The following is a 21,518-nucleotide window of genomic DNA, read 5'->3' on the forward strand; positions in this document are numbered from 1 at the left end:
GAGTTTTGGTTTTCTGATGTATTATGGCCAGATTTTAGTGAGGATCATTTGTTAGAAGCGATTGAAGCATTCCAAAAACGCCAGCGTCGGTATGGTGGAATATAATGTATTGTTCTGCATTTATCATATAAAGGCTGGTTGAGAAATGGTTCTTTTTTTAATAAGGGTTAGCTGTATGAACCTTTAATAGAACATAGAAGGTGTTGAAATATCTGATGAAGCAAAGAGTCATAACAGGAGTAGTTGCTGCGGCGTTGTTTTTGCCAATTGTTTACTTTGGTGGATTTCCACTTATACTATTAACGTATTTTTTAGCGACCATTGGGCTATATGAGTTATTTAAAATGAAGAATCTTAACATCTTTTCTGGATACGGACTGCTAACGGTTTTGTTTCTTTGGGTTCTTCTTTTCCCAGCGGAATATAACCACGTATTAGATTCCTTTTATTATTCAAAAATAGAACTGTGTATAGTATTTATCCTTTTATTATTTACGTATACAGTTATAACTAAGAATCGTTTTACATTTGAAGATGCATCATTTTCCCTCTTGTCTGCTGTCTATGTTGGTATAGGTTTTTACTTTTTATTTGAGACTAGAGTGGATGGAGGACTTGTCTATATTTTATATTCCTTATTTATGATTTGGGCGACAGATTCAGGTGCATACTTTATTGGAAAAGCAGTGGGGAAGAGAAAGCTTTGGCCTGAAATCAGTCCCAATAAAACCATTGAAGGATCTTTAGGCGGTGTTGTTTGTGCCGTATTTGTTGCCATTTTATTTGTATTATTCACGGATATAAAAGGCTCAATCATCGGAATTACAGTTGTATTGTCTGTTTTTGGACAAATTGGTGATCTTGTTGAATCTGCATTTAAGCGTCATTTTAATGTAAAAGACTCGGGTAAAATTTTACCAGGTCACGGAGGAATCCTTGACCGCTTTGATAGCCTAATATTTGTTTGGCCTATATTACACTTGTTCCACCTTTGGTAAAAAGCGCTTGTTCTTTTCTTTTTAGGAGTTGAAATTATTGAAAGTCATTAGTTTATTAGGTGCCACGGGTTCAATTGGCACGCAAACGTTAGATATTATTCGCGAACATCCTACAGAATTTAAAGTAGCTGCTTTTTCAGTTGGTAAAAATATCGATTTGGCTCGGAAATTGATTGTTGAATTTCAGCCAGAGTTTGTATCTGTACAAACGAAAAGTGATTGTAATACATTAAAAGCTGAATTTCCGACTACTAAGTTCACTTATGGTGAGGATGGATTAGTTGAAATAGCGGTTTATGAAAAAGCGGACATACTTGTCAATGCAGTTTTGGGAAGTGTTGGGCTAAATTCTACATTACAAGCGATTGAATGTGGGAAGATAATTGCCATTGCCAATAAAGAGACACTCGTTACCGCAGGCCATTTAGTCATGGAGGCAGCCAAAAGGAATCATGTTTCTCTGCTGCCAGTTGATAGTGAGCATTCTGCCATTTTTCAGGCGCTGCAAGGGGAAAAGGAAAAAAATATTGAACGCCTAATTCTAACAGCGTCTGGCGGAAGCTTTCGTGAACGCTCTCGTAAGGAGTTAGAAACTGTTACTGTCGAAGAGGCGCTTAACCACCCTAATTGGTCAATGGGAGCTAAAATCACGGTTGATTCAGCTACAATGATGAATAAAGGGTTGGAAGTGATTGAGGCCCATTGGTTGTTTAACATGCCTTATAAAAAAATTGATGTACTGCTCCATAAGGAAAGTATCATTCATTCGATGGTTGAATTTCATGACAGCAGTATCATTGCTCAACTTGGATCACCGGATATGAGAGTCCCAATTCAATATGCCCTTACCTATCCCGATCGCCTGCCGCGTTTAGCTGCAAATCGCTTGGATTTGGCGAGTATTGGAAAATTAAATTTTCAGGAAATGGATGTTGAAAGGTTTCGCTGTCTGCACTTTGCTTACTGGGCGGGGGAAAAAGGCGGGACAATGCCAACAGTATTGAATGCTGCCAACGAGGCTGCAGTAGCGGCATTTTTGGCGGGGAAAATTCGTTTCCTTCAAATTGAAGATTTGATTGAGAAGGCACTCAATACCCATCAAACAATGGAGCACCCTAGCTTAGCAACAATTCAAGAGGTAGATAAAGAAACGAGACAGTATGTACATTCACTTCTATAAATAAGCAGAAGCGTTCGATTTTGGCCCGTTCGCAAGACAAGTATCGAAGTTAAGGAGATTTTTCCTATCTTAAAAAAAGGTGGTTTTATTTTTGAGTACAGTTATAGCCTTTATTGTCATTTTTGGCGCACTCGTCTTCTTCCATGAATTAGGACACTTCATCTTCGCAAAAAGGGCAGGAATCCTCTGCCGCGAGTTTGCTATCGGTATGGGTCCTAAAGTGTTTACTCATAAAAAAGGAGAAACTACCTATACCATTCGCTTATTACCAATTGGTGGATTTGTCCGAATGGCAGGCGAAGATCCAGAGATGGTTGAAATAAAACCAGGATATCGAATTGGACTTTTACTTGATAAGGAAGATAAAGTAGACAAAATAATCCTAAATAATAAAGAAAAATATCCAAACTGTCGAATTGTTGAAGTGGAGTATGCTGATATTGAACAGGAATTAGTCATTAAGGGATTTCCAGAAGATGAAAATGAAAACTTACGAACATTTTCTATAAATCCAAAGGCAGTCATCATTGAAAATGGGGTTGAATCACAAATTGCCCCAATTGACCGTCAATTTGGCTCTAAGACATTACCACAAAGATTCATGGCCATTTTTGCCGGACCGATGATGAATTTTGTTCTAGCCTTTGTTGTATTTATCATCATTGCCCTCTTCCAGGGGGTGCAGTCAAATGAACCAAAATTGGGTGTAATAACCCCAGATGGTGCGGCAAATGCTGCTGGCCTTAAAAAAGGTGATATCGTTCAGAGCATTAATGGCGCAGAAATTTCGAACTGGTCTGATGTTGTTGAAATCATTCGAAAAAACCCAAATGAAAAACTTAATTTTTCGGTGGTTCGTGATAGCAAAGAAAAGGAAATTCCAGTCACCCCGCTTGAAAAAACAGTTGACGGTAAGAAAATGGGAATCATCGGTGTTTACAGTCCTGTCGAAAAATCACCAATCCAAGCAGTTAAATCTGGTTTCACAGAAATCTATTTCTGGACAAAGCAAATATTTGTAATGGTTGGCAAGCTTGTTACCGGACAGTTTTCAATTGATGCGTTATCTGGTCCTGTTGGAATTTACAATTCAACTGCTGAAGTCGCCAAATCAGGAGTTTATTACTTAATGAAATGGGCTGGGATATTAAGTATTAATTTAGGGATCATGAATTTATTACCAATTCCAGCGCTTGATGGTGGTCGATTAATGTTTTTTGCAGTTGAAGCAGTAAGAGGAAAGCCAATTGATCGCCAGAAGGAAGGAATGGTCCATTTTATTGGATTCGCCCTTCTGATGTTACTGATGCTCGTTGTAACCTGGAATGATATACAGAGATTCTTCTTGTAATAAGGAGAGGGACCGTAATTATTGCGGTCTCTTTTTGTTTTTCTGAATTAGTTTCAAAAATGGATAAAGATTTCTGTCGAATAAAGCCGAATCATTTCGGGTCATATGATATAATTATTTTTTGACATAGATAAAAAATTTTTGATTTTATATAGATGGGAGAGAGACGATGAGCGAACCTGCCCTAGGCAATAAAGAGCGATTCCAACTCTTGCTCCAGCAGCTGCAATTGGTAGAGGATGCTGTAGTAGTGCATTTCAACAATGCGCAAATTGAACGATTATTGGTTGAAAAGAAAGCTAGAAAGTGGCATTTTCAATTCTTATTTGAAAAAATCCTACCTTACAATGTTTATCTCCGATTTACAACTCAGTTAGAGAGAACATTTTCGAATATCGCAGCAATTTCTTACAGTATCCAAGTATCCAATCAATTATTTACACCGGAATTAATCCAAGAATATTGGAGTTACTCCATTCAGCAAATTGATGGAATATCTCCGCCGCTTTTGAAGCTTTTAAATGAGCAATTACCAGAAGTTAGCGGGAATAAGTTAACGATTTCCGTAAGAAATGAGGCAGAAGGACTGGCGCTAAAACGTAAATATGGCCCAGTAATTGGTGAGGTATTTCAATCCATCGGTTTTCCACTAATGGCAATCGAGACAGACATAAAGACTGATGAAAAAAATGAGGAATATCAACAATTTTTACTTGCTAAGCAAAAGGAAGATCAGGAACGTGCCCTGTTGGCAATGGTTGAGATACAAAAGAAGGAAGCTGAAAAGGAACAAGGTGCAGGAGATGGTCCTGTTGGTCCGTTATCGATTGGATTAACCATTAAAGATGATAGTGACCTGCGCAGTCTAATTGATATCGTCGATGAAGAGAGAAGAGTAGCAGTTGAAGGTTACATTTTCGATGCAGATATACGGGAGTTAAGAAGTGGGCGTTCCCTTTTAACTTTTAAGATTACTGATTACACAAGCTCTATCATGGTAAAAATGTTTTCTCGTGATAAAGAGGATGCTGCCCTGTTCCAGCATGTGAAAAAAGGAATGTGGGTAAGGGTCCGTGGAAGCATTCAAAACGATACCTTTGTTCGTGACCTTGTCATGATTGGCAATGATATTAATGAATTCAAGCCAATTGGTCGTAAGGATACCGCACCAGAAGATGAAAAACGTGTTGAACTTCACCTTCATACTCCTATGAGTCAGATGGATGCTGTAACACCAGTAAGTGCCCTAATTGCTCAAGCGAAAAAATGGGGTCATAAAGCTATTGCCGTGACCGACCATGCTATTGCCCAATCTTTTCCCGAGGCATATGGAGCAGGAAAGAAAAATGATATTAAGATTCTATATGGAGTTGAAGTTAATTTAGTCGATGATGGTGTACCCATTGCCTACAATGACGCTCACCGGTTATTAGTAGAAGATACCTATGTCGTTTTTGACGTTGAAACCACAGGTCTTTCAGCTGTTTATAATACGATTATCGAGCTTGCTGCTGTGAAGGTGAAGGAAGGGGAGATCATTGACCGGTTTGAATCCTTTGCTAACCCACATCATCGGTTATCTGCAACAACCATAAATCTGACCGGTATTACTGATGATATGGTGCAAAATGCACCAGAAGTGGAAGAAGTCCTCAAAAGGTTTTATGACTGGGCGGAGGATGCGGTTTTAGTCGCCCATAATGCTTCCTTCGATATGGGATTCCTCAATGTCGGTTATAAAAAAATCGGATTGGAAAAAGCGAAAAACCCAGTCATTGATACACTTGAACTCGGCCGATTTCTTTATCCAGAGCTGAAAAACCACCGCTTAAATACTTTAACAAAGAAATTTGACATTGAACTAACCCAACACCACCGGGCAATATATGATGCAGAAGCAACCGGATATTTATTGTTAAAGATGTTAAAAGATGCCCTTGAAAAGGGGATAGAGTACCATGACGAATTTAATAACAACATGGGAAAAGGAAATGCCTATCAACGTGCTCGTCCATATCATTGCACACTTTTAGCACAAACCGAAGCTGGGTTAAAAAACTTATTTAAACTCGTTTCGATTTCTCACATTGAGTATTTTTACAGAGTTCCAAGAATTCCTAGGTCGGTCTTACAAAAATATCGTGAAGGAATCTTAGTGGGATCTGGCTGTAATAAAGGTGAAGTATTCGAAGGGATGATGCAAAAGTCTCCTGAGGAAGTAGAAGCCCATGCCCATTTTTATGACTATCTTGAGGTAATGCCTAAGGAAATAAATGCCCCGTTGATTGAAATGGAATTGGTCCGTGATGAAAAGGCTATGGAAGATATCATTACGAAAATAGTTGCACTAGGCGATAAATTAGGACTTCCAGTAGTGGCAACGGGAAATGTTCATTATTTAAATGAAAACGACAAAATTTATCGCAAAATATTAATCAGCTCACAAGGCGGCGCTAACCCGCTGAATCGGCACGAGCTTCCTGATGTCCATTTTCGAACAACCAACGAAATGCTCGATTCCTTCTCGTTTTTAGGTAAAGAAAAGGCAAAGGAAATTGTCGTCACAAACTCGAATAAAATTGCCGATATGATTGAGGTCATAAAACCGATAAAAGATGATTTATATACTCCAAGAATTGAAGGCGCGGATGAAGAAATGCGTGAAATGAGCTATGAGATGGCACGCAAAATCTACGGAGACCCACTCCCTGAAATTGTTGAAGCAAGGCTTGAAAAGGAATTAAAAAGTATTATCGGACATGGATTTGCTGTCATATATTTAATCTCTCATAAGCTTGTTAAAAAGTCACTTGATGATGGTTACCTTGTAGGCTCACGTGGATCTGTCGGTTCATCCCTTGTTGCAACAATGACCGAGATAACAGAAGTAAATCCACTGCCACCACATTATGTGTGCCCAAGCTGTAAGCATTCAGAGTTTTTTAATGATGGATCTGTTGGTTCAGGTTTTGATTTACCCGATAAAGATTGCCCACATTGCCGAGATAAATACCGCAAGGACGGACATGATATCCCATTCGAAACGTTCCTCGGCTTTAAGGGAGATAAAGTTCCCGATATCGATTTAAACTTTTCGGGTGAGTATCAACCGCGTGCTCATAACTTTACGAAGGTCCTGTTTGGTGAAGATAATGTATTCCGTGCAGGGACAATTGGTACGGTTGCAGATAAAACAGCGTTTGGTTATGTAAAAGCCTATCAACAAGAAAACAATTTACAGATGCGTAATGCAGAAGTGGAACGACTTGCTTCCGGCTGTACCGGGGTTAAAAGAACGACGGGACAGCACCCTGGTGGAATTATCGTTATCCCTGATTACATGGATGTTTATGATTTTTCACCCATTCAATTCCCGGCTGATGATAGAAATTCTGAATGGAAGACAACACATTTTGATTTCCATTCCATCCATGATAACGTATTAAAACTAGATATCCTTGGTCACGATGATCCGACAGTTATCAGGATGCTTCAGGATCTGAGTGGTATGGACCCGAAAACCATCCCAACCGATGACCCAGAAGTGATGAAAATCTTTAGCAACACCGAATCATTAGGGGTAACAGAAGAACAAATCATGTGTAAAACCGGGACTCTAGGGATCCCAGAGTTTGGAACCAGATTCGTAAGGCAGATGCTTGAAGATACGAAACCAACTACCTTCTCAGAGCTCGTTCAGATTTCTGGGCTTTCACATGGCACCGACGTTTGGCTTGGAAATGCGCAAGAGTTAATTCATAATCAAACATGTAACTTAAGTGAAGTAATTGGCTGCCGTGATGATATCATGGTTTACCTGATCTATCAGGGGCTGGATCCATCGTTTGCTTTCAAAATTATGGAATCCGTCCGTAAAGGAAAAGGCTTAAGCGAAGAAATGGAAGCGGAAATGCGAAAAAACGAAGTACCGGAATGGTACATCGATTCCTGCAAAAAGATTAAATACATGTTTCCTAAGGCGCACGCTGCAGCGTATGTATTAATGGCGGTTCGAATTGCCTATTTTAAGGTCCATCTGCCACTGCTATATTATGCTGCCTACTTTACTGTCAGAGCAGAGGATTTTGACATTGAAGCGATGTCGCGTGGTTCAGAGGCTATTCGGGCAAAAATTGAAGAAATAAATGCAAAGGGTTTAGAGGCTTCAAATAAAGAGAAAAACCTGCTAACCGTTTTGGAGCTAGCACTTGAAATGACTGAAAGAGGCTTTTCTTTCCAAAATTATGATTTATATAAATCCGATGCATCAGAATTTATTATTGATGGAAATTCATTAATTCCACCTTTTAATTCGATACCTGGTCTAGGAACAAACGCTGCGTTTAATATCGTTAAGGCTAGAGAAGGTGGAGAATTTTTATCGAAAGAAGATTTGCAGCAGCGGGGGAAGGTATCTAAGACCATTCTTGAATATTTAGACAAACAAGGCTGTCTAAAATCCCTTCCAGAGCAAAATCAACTTTCGTTGTTCTAATGAAGTAAAACCTAGATACGACACCACTAGCGTCAAGCTTACCGCCCCTGATTAAGGTGCTTCTGCTTTGGGATTCATTTGCATATAATTGTTGGTTATGGTATAGTTTTATTGGAAATACTAAGAAATACTCTCGTGTTCAAGAGTGGGGAAACCCGCTCTTTCGTTTTTGTGTAGATTATTTTTGTATGGAAAAGGGGCGGAGCGCCGCAAAAACGAACTAGGATATTCTATCTGAGTGAAAAATTTACATTTCACACAACAAATAAAGTGAAATGCAGCTCTGCTCACACCGCCTTTATTAGGTTATGCTATCGCATTGAATCCATTGTATTTTCAGGAATAGGTGGTAGCGTGGAACTCTATTTACGTTTTTTATGTAACTTAATAAAACTTTCCGTGAACTACATACAATATGGGTGAATAATATCGAAAAAAGGAGGTTAAGTATGAGCAAAGTAACGGAAGTAGTGGAAGAGCTTGCCGCGCCGATTATGCTTGAATTAGGATTGGAATTGGTAGAAATCGAGTATGTGAAAGAAGGAAAAAGCTGGTTTCTTCGCGTATATATAGATTCAGATAAGGGTGTTGATATTGAGGATTGCGGACTTGTCAGTGAACGACTAAGCGAAAAACTCGATGAAATCGATCCAATTCCCCATAATTATTTTCTAGAAGTGTCCTCTCCTGGAGCAGAGCGTCCATTAAAAAAAGAAAAAGATTTTCAAAAGGCAATCGGCAAAAATGTCTTTATCAAAACCTATGAGCCAATTGATGGCGAAAAAAACTTCGAGGGGACATTGCTTGAATTTGATGGGCAGCATCTTAAAATTGAAGTCAAAATCAAAACTCGTAAGAAAACCATAGAAATACCTTTTGAAAAAGTGGCGAATGCACGACTAGCTGTTATTTTTTCATAACGAAAGAAAAATTGAAAAAAGATTAGGGGGATACAAGCAAATGAGCAGCGAATTATTAGATGCTCTTACTATACTGGAAAGAGAAAAAGGTATTTCCAGAGATATTTTAATTGAAGCGATTGAGGCAGCACTAGTATCGGCATATCGTCGAAATTTCAATCAGGCCCAGAATGTTCGCATCGACTTAAATTTACAAGCAGGTTCAATGCGTGTTTTTGCACGTAAAGAGGTTGTTGACCAGGTATTTGATCCACGTCTGGAAATATCTATCGAGGATGCTAGACGAGTTAATCCAAACTACCAGGTAGAAGATGTAGTTGAAATGGAGGTCACTCCAAAGGATTTCGGAAGAATAGCCGCCCAAACGGCAAAACAAGTAGTTACACAGCGAGTTAGAGAAGCAGAACGAGGAATTATTTACTCTGAATTCATTGACCGTGAAGAAGATATTATGACAGGTATTGTTCAGAGGCTAGATTCAAAATTTATCTATGTCAGCCTTGGAAAAATAGAAGCATTATTACCAGTAAATGAACAAATGCCAAATGAACGATATAAGCCGCATGATCGTATAAAGGTATTTATTACCAAAGTCGAAAAAACCACAAAAGGTCCACAAATCTTTGTATCGCGGACCCACCCGGGATTATTAAAACGATTATTTGAAATTGAAGTACCTGAAATTTATGACGGTACAGTAGAAATTAAATCTGTTGCCCGTGAAGCGGGTGATCGCTCGAAGATTTCCGTCCATTCAGATAATCTTGAAGTCGATCCAGTCGGATCTTGTGTCGGACCAAAAGGAACCAGGGTTCAGGCAGTCGTCAATGAATTAAAGGGTGAAAAAATCGATATTGTGAAATGGTCTGATGATCCGGTTGTCTTTGTTGCAAATTCGCTCAGCCCTTCTAAAGTGCTCGATGTTATTGTAAATGAAAATGAAAAAGCCACAACGGTGATTGTCCCGGATTATCAGTTGTCCCTTGCAATTGGCAAGCGCGGTCAAAATGCCCGCTTAGCTGCTAAATTAACAGGCTGGAAAATTGATATCAAATCGGAAACGGAAGCACGTGAGATAGGTATATATCCACGAGAAGAAACAATTAGGCTTTTTGATGACCAGGTTGATACTGATTTCGATTTTGAAGAAGAATTAGATTAAAGTAGAGGTGAAACGTGTGAACCCTAGAAAAAAAGTTCCTATGCGTAAGTGTGTGGCTACCGGTGAAATGAAACCGAAAAAAGAACTTGTTCGCATCGTTCGCACCAAAGAAGGAGACGTTTCCATCGATTTAACTGGAAAAAAATCCGGCAGAGGCGCATACCTATCAAAGGACAAAGAAGCTGTCCTACTAGCCAAGAAAAAAAACACCTTGTCTAATCATTTAGAGGTTTCTATAAATGATTCTATATATGAAGAACTACTTGAATTAATAGAGAAGGAGAACTGACCATCCAAATGAAACAAAATCAATGGATGTCATTGCTTGGCTTGGCCAATCGAGCGCGTAAAATCACAACTGGTGAGGAACTAACCGTCAAGGAAATCCGGAACGGCAAAGCAAAACTCGTTTTATTATCCGCAGATGCATCTGCAAATACGACTAAAAAAATTACGGATAAATGTAATTCTTATGAGGTTCCATTTAAAATGGTGGAAGACCGTCATCTTCTTGGTCAAGCAATTGGCAAAGAAGCCCGCGTTGTTGTAGCTGTTATGGATGATGGATTTGCGAAAAAATTGATAACGTTGCTCGATTAAATCTAGCGGGGGTGAAAATATGAGTAAAATCCGTGTTTATGAATACGCAAAAAAACACAATATTTCAAGTAAAGAGATCATTACAAAATTAAAAGAAATGAATATAGAGGTTAATAACCATATGGCCACAATAGAAGATGCAGACATTAAAAAGCTTGATGCAGCTTACAATAAAAATGAACCTAATTCGCCACAGGAAAAATCAGTGGTGAGTACGCAGCAAAAACAGGTAAATAGTTCACAGCAAAAACAGGGTAATGGTCAGCAGCAAAAACGATCAAACAATCGGCCAACTCAGCAGCAACAACGTCCAAACCAAAGACCTGCCCAATCAGGTCAAAAGCCACAAGTGCAGTCGAAAACAACTCCTAAAGCTTTTGAGGAAGATGCTGACAAAAAAGCTACCCCTAGCAAGGTAAAAGTAGTCTCTCCTCCAAAGACGTTTGAAGGAAAAAAGCAAACTCAGGATTCTCAGGCAAAAGAAAACAAAGTCTTCAGTAGTGCTGATAAAGCGAAAGCAAAGCCTTATAATAATAACCAAAATCGTTTTAATAATAATAATAAAAAGAAGAAAGTTCATACACCAGTTCAGCAAACTCAACCACCGCAAAAGAAGAAAGAAAAGGAGCTTCCTGCTAAAATTACCTATAGTGAATCACTAACGGTGGCAGAGCTTGCGAAAAAACTATATCGCGAGCCTTCAGAAATCATTAAAAAGCTCTTCTTACTTGGCGTGATGGCAACAATTAATCAAGGTTTAGATAAAGATGCGATTGAATTGATTGCTGGTGAGTATGGGGTTGAGGTAGAAGAAGAAATTAAAATTGATACAACCGACCTTGAAGTGTATTTTACAGAAGACACAGCGGAAGAATTAGTGGAAAGACCTTCTGTTGTAACAATCATGGGGCATGTTGACCATGGTAAAACAACGTTGCTTGATTCGATTCGAAACACAAAGGTAACCGAAGGCGAAGCTGGTGGAATTACTCAGCATATCGGTGCCTATCAAGTAGTCGAAAATGGTAAGAAAATTACCTTCCTTGATACTCCAGGACACGCAGCATTTACAACAATGCGGGCTCGTGGTGCAAAGATTACGGATATCACGATTCTTGTAGTTGCAGCAGATGACGGTGTCATGCCGCAAACCGTTGAAGCGATTAACCATGCTAAAGCAGCTGAAGTTCCCATTATTGTTGCGGTTAATAAAATGGATAAAGAAGCAGCTAATGCCGACCGTGTCATGCAGGAATTGACCGAGCATGGATTAGTAGCTGAAGCTTGGGGAGGAGATACGATTTTTGTACCTCTATCCGCAAAAAAAGGTGAAGGAATCGACCAGCTTCTTGAAATGATTCTACTTGTTGGTGAAGTGGAAGAATATAAGGCAAATCCAAAAAGAAATGCGGTTGGTACAGTTATTGAAGCCCAGTTGGATAAAGGTCGCGGTTCAGTAGCTACCCTTCTTGTTCAAAACGGTACATTGAAAATTGGTGATCCAATTGTTGTCGGTAATACATTTGGCCGTGTTCGTGCAATGGTCAATGATATCGGACGCCGCGTAAAAGAAGCCGGTCCTTCAACTCCGGTGGAGATAACTGGACTTAGTGATGTGCCACAGGCTGGTGACCGCTTTGTAGTATTTGATGATGAAAAAACAGCTCGTCAAGTAGGCGAGGCACGCGCCCAGCAAGCATTAGCCGCCCACCGCGGGGAGAAATCGATTGTCAGTCTTGAGAATCTATTTGAGCAATTGAAGCAAGGTGAAATGAAGGACTTAAACATCATCTTAAAAGCAGATGTTCAAGGTTCCGCTGAAGCCGTTGCTGCGTCCTTGCAGAAAATTGATGTTCAAGGTGTTAATATTAAAATTATTCATAGTGGCGCAGGTGCCATTAATGAGTCAGATATTAGTTTAGCTGCTGCTTCAAATGCAATTGTTATCGGCTTTAACGTCCGCCCAGATGTAAATGCCAAACGTGCCGCGGAAGCTGAAAAAGTAGACGTTCGTCTACACCGAATTATCTACAAAGTTATCGAAGAGATTGAAGCAGCAATGAAAGGTATGCTTGATCCTGAATTCCAAGAGAAGATTATTGGTCAAGCTGAAATTCGCCAGACATTCAAAGTATCGAAGGTTGGTACGATTGCTGGATCTTATGTAACGGATGGAAAAATTACCCGTGATAGCGGCATTCGTTTAATTCGTAACGGTGTTGTCACTTTTGAAGGACAAATTGACGCATTAAAACGATTTAAGGACGATGCCAAAGAAGTTGCGCAAGGTTATGAATGTGGTATAACAATTAAAAACTTCAATGATGTTAAAGAAGGAGACATTATTGAAGCCTACGTAATGGAAGAAATTGAACGGAAATGAGGATAGGCTCAGCTGTTTGTGAATGTATGATCTATGACGCACATTCTTTAAAAGAGAAACGTGCTGTTTTACAACGGATCCTTACACGATTAAAACAGAAATTTAATGTATCCGTGGCAGAAGTCGGCTACCAGGATGTATGGCAGAGGACCAAAATAGCCATTGTTGTCGTCACCTCCTCACGGATTTCATCAGAGTTGGAATTGCAAAACGCATTAAAACTAATCGACTCATTTCCAGAAATAGAAAGAACGATCACCGAGATTGAATGGCTTTAAGTTAAGAGGTGAATGTGATGAGCCACAGAGCAAATCGTGTTGGAGAACAAATGAAAAAAGAACTAGGTGATATCATAAGTCGTAAAATCAAAGATCCGCGGATCGGATTTGTGACGGTTACCGACGTTGAAGTAACGGGAGATTTACAACAAGCCAAAGTATATATTTCTGTATTAGGTGATGAAGAGCAAAGAGACAACACCTTAAAAGGACTGGCCAAAGCAAAAGGTTTTATTCGAACTGAAATTGGTCAACGTATTCGTTTGCGTAAAACACCTGAAATCATTTTTGAATGGGATGAATCAGTCGATTATGGAAATCGAATTGAGACACTTCTTCATGAACTCCATACAGATGACAAACCTTTGGAAAAGAATGAAGAAGAGTAAGTTCATTTTTATAAATTCCTCACAAAAATTTTAAGGTAAATGGATAGACAAATGTCTATCCATTTTTTTAGATATTATTAGGATTGGAGCGAATAATGTGGAAGGTATTTTACCATTTCTTAAGCCTGCGGGGCTAACTTCGCATGACTGTGTCTTTAAGTTAAGGAAAATATTAAAAACAAAAAAGATTGGCCATACAGGTACTCTTGATCCTGATGTGACAGGTGTTCTTCCTATTTGTATTGGAAAAGCAACAAAGGTTGCAGAATATATAACCGAAGCTGGGAAGGCATACGAGGGTGAAGTGACCATTGGGTTTTCGACAACAACTGAAGATGCCTCGGGTGACTTAGTTGAAAAGAAATTCGTAAATCGGACAATACAGCGTGAAGAAATTCAGAAGGTTCTTGATTCATTAACAGGGGAAATTGAGCAAACTCCACCAATGTTTTCAGCTGTAAAAGTTGGAGGCGTCCGCCTCTATGAATATGCCCGGAAAGGGATTGAAGTGGAACGGCCTACTAGAAAGGTGAAGATTTATTCTATTCAACTCCTAGATGATCGAACAGAATTTACCGGAGAGACCATTCAATTTAGGTTTAGAGTCAGCTGTAGCAAGGGGACCTATATTCGGACATTAGCGGTCATGATTGGAGAATGCCTTGGGTATCCTGCCCATATGTCAAATCTGACTAGGATTCAATCAGCTTCCTATATGCTTGCCGATTGCCTAACATTTGCTGAGGTTGAAAAGATAATGGAAGCGGGAGCTATTGCCACTGTATTAAAACCATTAGAAACAGCACTTTCTCATTTGCCGAAATTACTGATTAATGATAAAGTAGCAGAGAAAGTGAAAAATGGTGCACTACTACAAATACCAGAACATTTAAAGACAACGAACGGACCTATTATTGCGGAAACGAAAGACGGACTGGCCATAGCGATTTATGCAAAACATCCTAACAAGCCAGACCTGCTTAAACCAGTTAAGGTGTTAAGAAATGAGATAGAATAAAAGGTTACGATATAGAAAAGGTGAGTTTCAGTTGGAAGTGATAAGGATTAATTTTCCATATAATACAGAAAACAAAGAATTTCCTCCGTTATCAATGGCCCTTGGCTATTTCGATGGAGTACATCGCGGACACCAACAGGTTATAATTGAGGCAAAAAGACAAGCAGAATCTAGAGGTTTATCTAGTGCTGTCATGACGTTTGATCCGCATCCATCAGTAGTATTAGGAAAGAATCATATGCATGTACAGTATATTACCCCTTTGGAAGAAAAAATAAATATTATTGAAGAACTAGGTGTAGATTATCTATTTATTATTCATTTTACTGAAGAATTTGCTAATTTGCTGCCGCAGGAATTTATTGATCAATTTGTCATTAGCCTTAATGTAAAGCATGTTGTGGCTGGATTTGATTTTACATATGGACGGATGGGTAAAGGAACAATGGAAACAATGCCATTCCACTCAAGAGATAAATTTACTTATTCTGTCGTCCCAAAGTTTACCCAGGATGATGAAAAGGTTAGCTCTACAAGAATTCGTAACTTGCTTAGGAATGGCAGAACTGATGAGCTTTCAACTCTTCTAGGCCGAAGGTATACAACGTCAGGAGTAGTCATTCATGGAGATAAACGAGGTAGGACAATTGGTTTTCCAACTGCGAATGTGGACATAAATGATGAATATATTATTCCACCACTCGGAGTTTATGCGGTAAGGATGAAGGTAAATAATGATTGGCATTATGGTGTTTGTAATGTTGGTTTCAAGCCAACCTTTAATAAGGAAGCCTTAAAGCAATCAGTTGAGGTTCATTTGTTTGACTTTGACAGCGAGATTTATGGAAATGAAGTTGTTATCGAATGGCATCTATATTTACGGAGAGAACAAAAATTCCCAGGTATAGAAGAACTTGTTATTCAAATAGAAAATGATAAACAAAATGCCATACTCTACTTTAAAAAGAATCGACAATCTTCCTGAATTTGCTGCTGTATAGAAGTATTTCTTACAATATAATAAGGTTTTAACTTGCTTTTTGCAGTGAAAAGATGTATTCTTAACTACGTATTAAAAACAACCTTTGCTTGGCAAGTCGAGTCACCGACGCTTGCTCGGTAACAGGGGATATGAAAATTTAGGAGGTGAATCTGGATGGCAATCACTCAAGAACGTAAAAATGAACTTATCAATGAGTACAAAACTCATGAAGGCGACACTGGATCTGCTGAAGTTCAAATCGCTGTCCTTACGGAATCAATTAACAATTTGAACGATCACTTACGTACACACAAGAAAGATCACCACTCACGTCGCGGTCTTTTGAAAATGGTTGGTAAACGTCGTAATCTTTTGACTTTCCTACGTAATAAAGATGTTCAACGATACCGTGTGTTAATTAATAAGCTTGGTCTACGTCGTTAGTCAACAGAAGCGGGATTTTTCCCGCTTTTTTATTAGCCTAAAAAGATAAAATGTGTAAGTGTCTTGATCAGCCAAGCTTTAGAACTAGACAAAATAAAGAATTTTTTATACATATTTTTAAGTCAGAACTTTTATGTGCATACTATAAGTGAATTTGAATTATACAATAAGCTTTCAAGGCTTTTTTTATATAAGGTAGATTTAGAAAGATGATTTTAGCGATTGAGTATTCTTTCGCATCATCCTCCTAATTGATTTAGATAGAGAGGGGTAATATTATGGAACAAACGAAACATGAATATTCGATGAACTGGGCTGGGCGTAAGTTAACCGTCGAAATCGGCCAATTGGCAAAACAAGCAAACGGTGCGGTAATGGTTCGCTATGGTGATACTGCCGTATTAAGTACTGCAACTGCTTCAAAAGAACCTAAAAACTTGGATTTTTTTCCATTAACAGTTAACTATGAAGAGCGTTTGTATGCAGTTGGTAAGATTCCTGGAGGTTTTATCAAACGGGAAGGTCGCCCAAGTGAAAAAGCTATTTTGGCCAGCCGCCTTATTGACCGGCCAATTCGACCGCTTTTTGCGGATGGCTTCCGTAATGATGTTCAAGTGATTAGTATTGTTATGAGTGTGGACCAAGATTGTTCTACAGAAATGGCTGCAATGTTTGGATCTTCATTGGCACTAAGTACATCTGACATTCCCTTTGAGGGACCAATTGCAGGTGTCGTAGTAGGCCGAGTTAACGGTGAATTTGTCGTCAATCCAACAGTTGAACAAGCAGAACAGAGCGACATCCACTTAACTGTTGCAGGTACTAAAGATGCCATTAACATGGTAGAAGCAGGAGCTTTAGAGGTTCCTGAGGAAACAATGCTTGAAGCAATCATGTTTGGCCATAATGAGATTATACGATTAATTGAATTCCAAGAAAAAATTGTTGCAGAGGTTGGCAAAGAAAAAAGACAGATTACTTTGTTTGAGCTAGATAAAGAGCTTGAAGCTGAAGTTAGAGAATTGTGCGAAGCAGAAATGATAAGTGCGATTCAGGTTCAAGAAAAGCATGCTCGTGAAGATGCTATTAAAGAAGTTAAAAATCAAGTTTTGGCTAAGTTTGAAGAACAAGAAGCAACTGCTGATGATTTGAAACAAGTCAAGCAAATTTTGGACAAAATTGTAAAAGGTGAGGTTCGCCGCTTAATTACAGTAGAAAAAGTGCGTCCAGATGGTCGTAAAATTGATGAGATTCGTCCATTATCTTCACAAGTAAGTATTTTACCACGTACCCACGGTTCAGGATTATTTACACGTGGACAAACACAGGCCTTAAGTATTTGTACTCTTGGTGCAATGGGGGATGTACAGATCCTTGATGGCTTAGGTATTGAAGAGGAGAAGCGATTCATGCATCATTATAACTTCCCTTCCTTTAGTGTTGGGGAGACAGGTCCGATCCGAGGACCTGGCCGTCGTGAAATTGGACATGGTGCTTTGGGTGAACGGGCACTTGAGCCGATTGTTCCATCTGAAAAAGACTTTCCATATACCATTCGCCTTGTTTCTGAGGTTCTTGAATCCAATGGATCAACATCTCAGGCTAGCATATGTGCAAGTACATTGGCGATGATGGATGCAGGTGTGCCAATTAAAGCCCCTGTAGCAGGTATTGCCATGGGACTTGTAAAATCAGGTGAGCATTATACCGTTTTATCTGATATCCAAGGAATGGAAGACCACTTAGGAGATATGGATTTTAAAGTGGCTGGAACTGCAAAAGGGGTTACGGCACTTCAAATGGATATTAAAATTGAGGGCCTTTCTCGCGAAATTTTAGAAGAGGCTTTGCAGCAGGCGAAAGTTGGTAGAATGCACATTTTAGACTCTATGCTAGCTACGATTACGGAGCCAAGAGCAGAGCTGTCTCAGTTTGCACCGAAAATTTTAACGATGACAATTAACCCAGATAAGATCCGTGATGTCATCGGACCGAGCGGTAAACAAATCAATAAGATTATTGAGGAAACGGGCGTTAAGATTGATATTGAACAGGATGGTACCGTGTTTATTGCGTCAACCAACCAAGAAATGAACCAAAAGGCGAAGAAAATCATTGAAGATATTGTTCGTGAGGTAGTAGTTGGTGAAATATACCTTGGTAAGGTTAAACGGATTGAAAAATTTGGTGCTTTCGTGGAAATCTTTGCTGGGAAAGACGGACTCGTCCATATTTCTGAACTAGCTGAAGAGCGGGTAGGAAAAGTGGAAGATGTTGTTAAGATTGGCGACGAAATTTTAGTAAAAGTAACTGAAATTGATAAACAAGGCCGTGTTAACCTTTCACGCAAAGTGATATTAAAGGAACAACGTGAAAAGGCTGAAGAAAAACAGTAATAAAACTCAGGTTTATGGAAGCTGTGATAGTAAGTCAGGGGGAACCCTGACTTTTTCCATGTACCTGGCTTTTTCCCCCGTTCTACCTTGTCCTGTTTATACATAATTTGTATAAAAGGGGGAAAAGTAGATGAAAAAGGTAAGTGTTTTTATTAGTTTATGTTTAGCTGCTTGGATATCTGTAAACAATCCGATAGTAAATAAATATGTTACAGCATTAAAAGAATCCGCTCTTCCTGCAGCCAAACAGCCAGATTCGCTGTATCAAAGTATCATAAAAAATGCGCCTACATATGAAATTCCACCTTCCGATGCTAAAGTTGACAGAGTCTGGAAGGCCATTCCTGGATATAATGGACTTAGAGTTGATATTGCAGCTTCATATAAAAATATGAAACAAAAAGGCGTTTTTGATCCAAAGAAATTAGTATTCGTCCAGGAAAAGCCAAAGGTTCAATTGCGAGATTTGCCACCATCTCCGATTTATAAAGGTCATCCTGATAAACCGATGGTAACCTTCATTATTAATGTTGCCTGGGGGAATGAATATTTATCAGAAATGCTTGCAACCTTAAAAAAACATCATATTTCTACTAGTTTTTTTCTTGAAGGAAATTGGGCCAAAAAGAATCCAGAGCTTGCTAAAATGATTGTGAGTGCAGGGCATGAGATAGGAAATCACTCATATAACCATCCAGATATGAAACGGCTGACAGCTGCTCAGGCAAGAGAACAAATGATAAAAACCAATGAAATCATTGAGGCAGCAACAGGAGAGAAATGTGTGTGGTTTGCACCACCCAGTGGCAGTTACCGGGATGAAACAATAAAAGTGGCTGATGAATTAAAGATGAAAACGGTTTTGTGGACTGTAGATACAGTGGACTGGCAAAAACCTTCTACTGAAGTACTTATTAATCGAGTGATAACAAAAATCGATAAAGGTTCAATAGTCCTTATGCATCCAACCGAATCAACGGCAAAATCGCTTGATCGCTTAATCACCTTAATTGAGCAAAAAAATTTAAAAATTGGTACCGTTTCCGATTTATTGAGCGAGGAACGAATCCTAAAATAAATTTAAGCAAGATATATCTGAAAGTTGGAGAAAATATATCTAAGAAAGTATAATAAATAATTGGAATAGTAGCAGCTGCTGTTTATCCCGCATTAACGGGCAGTAAGACCCCCACTTAAAGACTTAGAAGGAAAAATAAGGATAAGTATAAGTGGGGCTCAACTGCCCATAAAGGCCCGATTGGTTCAACTAACAATCAGTGGGGGGGGAATCCCCCCACTAATTGAAGTTTCACTGTATAGACAGGAGGAAGTCAATGATAAATAAATATACTTGCCAAAATGGAGTAAGAATCGTATTAGAAAATATTCCTACCGTTCGATCTGTTGCCATCGGGGTTTGGATAGGAACTGGTTCCAGAAATGAAAATCCACAAACTAATGGGATTTCTCATTTTCTAGAACATATGTTTTTTAAAGGAACTGCCTCGCGTTCGGCTAAGGAAATTGCTGAATCCTTCGATAGCATTGGTGGACAGGTAAATGCTTTTACCTCTAAGGAATACACATGCTATTATGCAAAAGTTCTTGATACACATTCTCAATTTGCCTTGGATGTGTTAGCTGATATGTTTTTTAATTCCACTTTTGTTGAAGATGAATTAAAGAAAGAAAAAAATGTTGTTTTAGAAGAAATTAAAATGTATGAAGATACTCCAGACGATATCGTCCATGATTTATTAAGCAGGGCCGTTTTTGAATCCCATCCGCTTGGATATCCGATTCTTGGGACGGAAGAAACCCTAAATACGTTTACGAGTGAATCACTGAAAGATTATATCCATGAAAGATACACCCCTGAAAATGTCGTCATCTCGATAGCGGGTAATGTATCAGAATCATTTATTCAGGAAGTGGAAAAGTATTTTGGATCCTATTATGGTGGAAATAATGAAACTCCTGAAAATGTACCTGTTTTCCATTCAAATCGTATCTCTCGGAAAAAGGAGACAGAGCAGGCCCATTTATGTATTGGTTTTGAAGGCTTAAAGGTTGGTCACGAGGACATCTACAGTCTAATTACCTTAAATAATATTTTGGGTGGAAGCATGAGTTCAAGATTATTTCAAGAGGTTCGTGAACAAAGGGGCCTAGCTTACTCGGTTTTCTCTTATCATTCTGCTTATCAGGATAGTGGGATTGTGACTGTGTACGGAGGAACGGGTGCAAAGCAGCTGGATGTATTATTTGAAACAATACAAGAAACACTAGATAAATTAAAGCAAGACGGGATTTCCGAAAGGGAATTAACAAATAGTAAAGAACAGCTTAAAGGTAGCCTCATGCTAAGTTTGGAAAGTACAAATAGCCGGATGAGCCGGAATGGGAAAAATGAACTGCTGTTAAAACGCCATCGCTCACTAGACGAGATTATTGAGCAGATTGATTTAGTGTCTAAAAGAAGTGTTGATGAAATGGCAAGGTCCGTTTTTACTGACAAATATTCCGTCACATTAATTAGTCCTGATGGCGAATTTCCGAATAAGTTGTCGTAGATAAAAAAACAGTTTGTTTTTGAACTGTTTTCAGATTGTCGAGAAAGGGTATATTTCTCGGCAATTTTTTAATAATGGATTGGCCCTGCTAACTGGCCTGTTGATTTCCGCTCCGGGCACTCGCTTTCCGCGGGGAGGTCCGGGAGCCTCCTCGGCTCTTTGGAGCCTGCGGGGTCTCCCGTGACCTCTCTATCCCGCAGGAGTCGAGTGCCCTCCGCTCCAATCAACAGGGTGGCAAATCAACCTAAAGAATTGCAACACACTTTTTCTAACCTGGCTAAGTGTGTCACAATTTTTTTTATATTTTGGCAGGCTGCTGTAAGGAGAGCCTGTTCACTTGCATTCTTTA

The 21,518-nt window shown here is 39.1% G+C and carries 18 protein-coding genes; all 18 read left to right on the forward strand.

The features are described 5' to 3' along the window. Nucleotides 1-105: undecaprenyl diphosphate synthase family protein (locus RTR43_RS02235; RefSeq protein WP_312469367.1), on the forward strand; the 105-nt coding region annotated here is incomplete at its 5' end. A gap of 110 nt (nucleotides 106-215) precedes the next feature. Then, nucleotides 216-998 carry a phosphatidate cytidylyltransferase gene (locus RTR43_RS02240; RefSeq protein ID WP_312469321.1) on the forward strand — a complete coding sequence of 261 codons (783 nt, stop codon included), beginning with the start codon at nucleotides 216-218 and terminating at the stop codon, nucleotides 996-998. 37 nt (nucleotides 999-1,035) lie between these two features. Next, nucleotides 1,036-2,178, forward strand: coding sequence for a 1-deoxy-D-xylulose-5-phosphate reductoisomerase (dxr, locus tag RTR43_RS02245; protein WP_312469322.1), 1,143 nt, complete (start codon nucleotides 1,036-1,038; stop codon nucleotides 2,176-2,178). A gap of 91 nt (nucleotides 2,179-2,269) precedes the next feature. Then, nucleotides 2,270-3,529: an RIP metalloprotease RseP gene (gene rseP / locus RTR43_RS02250; RefSeq protein ID WP_312469325.1), complete on the forward strand. Its 1,260-nt coding sequence runs from the start codon at nucleotides 2,270-2,272 to the stop codon at nucleotides 3,527-3,529. Between the two features lie 169 nt (nucleotides 3,530-3,698). Continuing rightward, complete coding sequence (locus tag RTR43_RS02255; protein WP_312469326.1) at nucleotides 3,699-8,024, forward strand: PolC-type DNA polymerase III; 4,326 nt, start codon at nucleotides 3,699-3,701, stop codon at nucleotides 8,022-8,024. Between the two features lie 449 nt (nucleotides 8,025-8,473). After that, nucleotides 8,474-8,944: a ribosome maturation factor RimP gene (gene rimP / locus RTR43_RS02260; protein ID WP_248733580.1), complete on the forward strand. Its 471-nt coding sequence runs from the start codon at nucleotides 8,474-8,476 to the stop codon at nucleotides 8,942-8,944. A 40-nt stretch (nucleotides 8,945-8,984) separates the two neighbouring features. Then, nucleotides 8,985-10,106: a transcription termination factor NusA gene (gene nusA / locus RTR43_RS02265; RefSeq protein WP_312469328.1), complete on the forward strand. Its 1,122-nt coding sequence runs from the start codon at nucleotides 8,985-8,987 to the stop codon at nucleotides 10,104-10,106. Between the two features lie 16 nt (nucleotides 10,107-10,122). Beyond that, nucleotides 10,123-10,395 (forward strand): RNase P modulator RnpM, encoded by a 273-nt coding sequence (gene rnpM, locus RTR43_RS02270; protein WP_312469330.1) that lies wholly within the window; start codon nucleotides 10,123-10,125, stop codon nucleotides 10,393-10,395. Between the two features lie 8 nt (nucleotides 10,396-10,403). Next, on the forward strand, nucleotides 10,404-10,706 hold the full coding sequence (locus tag RTR43_RS02275) for a YlxQ family RNA-binding protein (RefSeq protein ID WP_312469332.1): 303 nt from the start codon (nucleotides 10,404-10,406) through the stop codon (nucleotides 10,704-10,706). Nucleotides 10,707-10,725: 19 nt separating this feature from the next. Beyond that, nucleotides 10,726-13,089 carry a translation initiation factor IF-2 gene (gene infB, locus RTR43_RS02280; RefSeq protein ID WP_312469334.1) on the forward strand — a complete coding sequence of 788 codons (2,364 nt, stop codon included), beginning with the start codon at nucleotides 10,726-10,728 and terminating at the stop codon, nucleotides 13,087-13,089. Further along, nucleotides 13,086-13,367 carry a DUF503 domain-containing protein gene (locus RTR43_RS02285; protein WP_312469335.1) on the forward strand — a complete coding sequence of 94 codons (282 nt, stop codon included), beginning with the start codon at nucleotides 13,086-13,088 and terminating at the stop codon, nucleotides 13,365-13,367. Before infB ends, RTR43_RS02285 begins: the two co-directional genes overlap by 4 nt. A gap of 17 nt (nucleotides 13,368-13,384) precedes the next feature. Next, nucleotides 13,385-13,756 carry a 30S ribosome-binding factor RbfA gene (gene rbfA, locus RTR43_RS02290; RefSeq protein ID WP_248733574.1) on the forward strand — a complete coding sequence of 124 codons (372 nt, stop codon included), beginning with the start codon at nucleotides 13,385-13,387 and terminating at the stop codon, nucleotides 13,754-13,756. A gap of 97 nt (nucleotides 13,757-13,853) precedes the next feature. Next, nucleotides 13,854-14,774 carry a tRNA pseudouridine(55) synthase TruB gene (truB, locus tag RTR43_RS02295; RefSeq protein ID WP_312469337.1) on the forward strand — a complete coding sequence of 307 codons (921 nt, stop codon included), beginning with the start codon at nucleotides 13,854-13,856 and terminating at the stop codon, nucleotides 14,772-14,774. A gap of 31 nt (nucleotides 14,775-14,805) precedes the next feature. Beyond that, nucleotides 14,806-15,759, forward strand: a complete 954-nt coding sequence (gene ribF / locus RTR43_RS02300; RefSeq protein ID WP_312469339.1) for a bifunctional riboflavin kinase/FAD synthetase — start codon at nucleotides 14,806-14,808, stop codon at nucleotides 15,757-15,759. A gap of 171 nt (nucleotides 15,760-15,930) precedes the next feature. After that, on the forward strand, nucleotides 15,931-16,200 hold the full coding sequence (gene rpsO / locus RTR43_RS02305; protein ID WP_248733571.1) for a 30S ribosomal protein S15: 270 nt from the start codon (nucleotides 15,931-15,933) through the stop codon (nucleotides 16,198-16,200). Nucleotides 16,201-16,478: 278 nt separating this feature from the next. Continuing rightward, nucleotides 16,479-18,596: a polyribonucleotide nucleotidyltransferase gene (gene pnp / locus RTR43_RS02310; protein WP_312469340.1), complete on the forward strand. Its 2,118-nt coding sequence runs from the start codon at nucleotides 16,479-16,481 to the stop codon at nucleotides 18,594-18,596. A gap of 130 nt (nucleotides 18,597-18,726) precedes the next feature. After that, nucleotides 18,727-19,674 carry a polysaccharide deacetylase family protein gene (locus tag RTR43_RS02315; protein WP_312469341.1) on the forward strand — a complete coding sequence of 316 codons (948 nt, stop codon included), beginning with the start codon at nucleotides 18,727-18,729 and terminating at the stop codon, nucleotides 19,672-19,674. A gap of 256 nt (nucleotides 19,675-19,930) precedes the next feature. Further along, on the forward strand, nucleotides 19,931-21,169 hold the full coding sequence (locus tag RTR43_RS02320; protein WP_312469342.1) for a M16 family metallopeptidase: 1,239 nt from the start codon (nucleotides 19,931-19,933) through the stop codon (nucleotides 21,167-21,169). Nucleotides 21,170-21,518: the final 349 nt, after the last annotated feature.

Origin of the sequence: Neobacillus sp. (genome assembly GCF_031988165.1) — a bacterium.
Classification (GTDB): Bacteria; Bacillota; Bacilli; order Bacillales; family Cytobacillaceae; genus Neobacillus; species Neobacillus rhizosphaerae.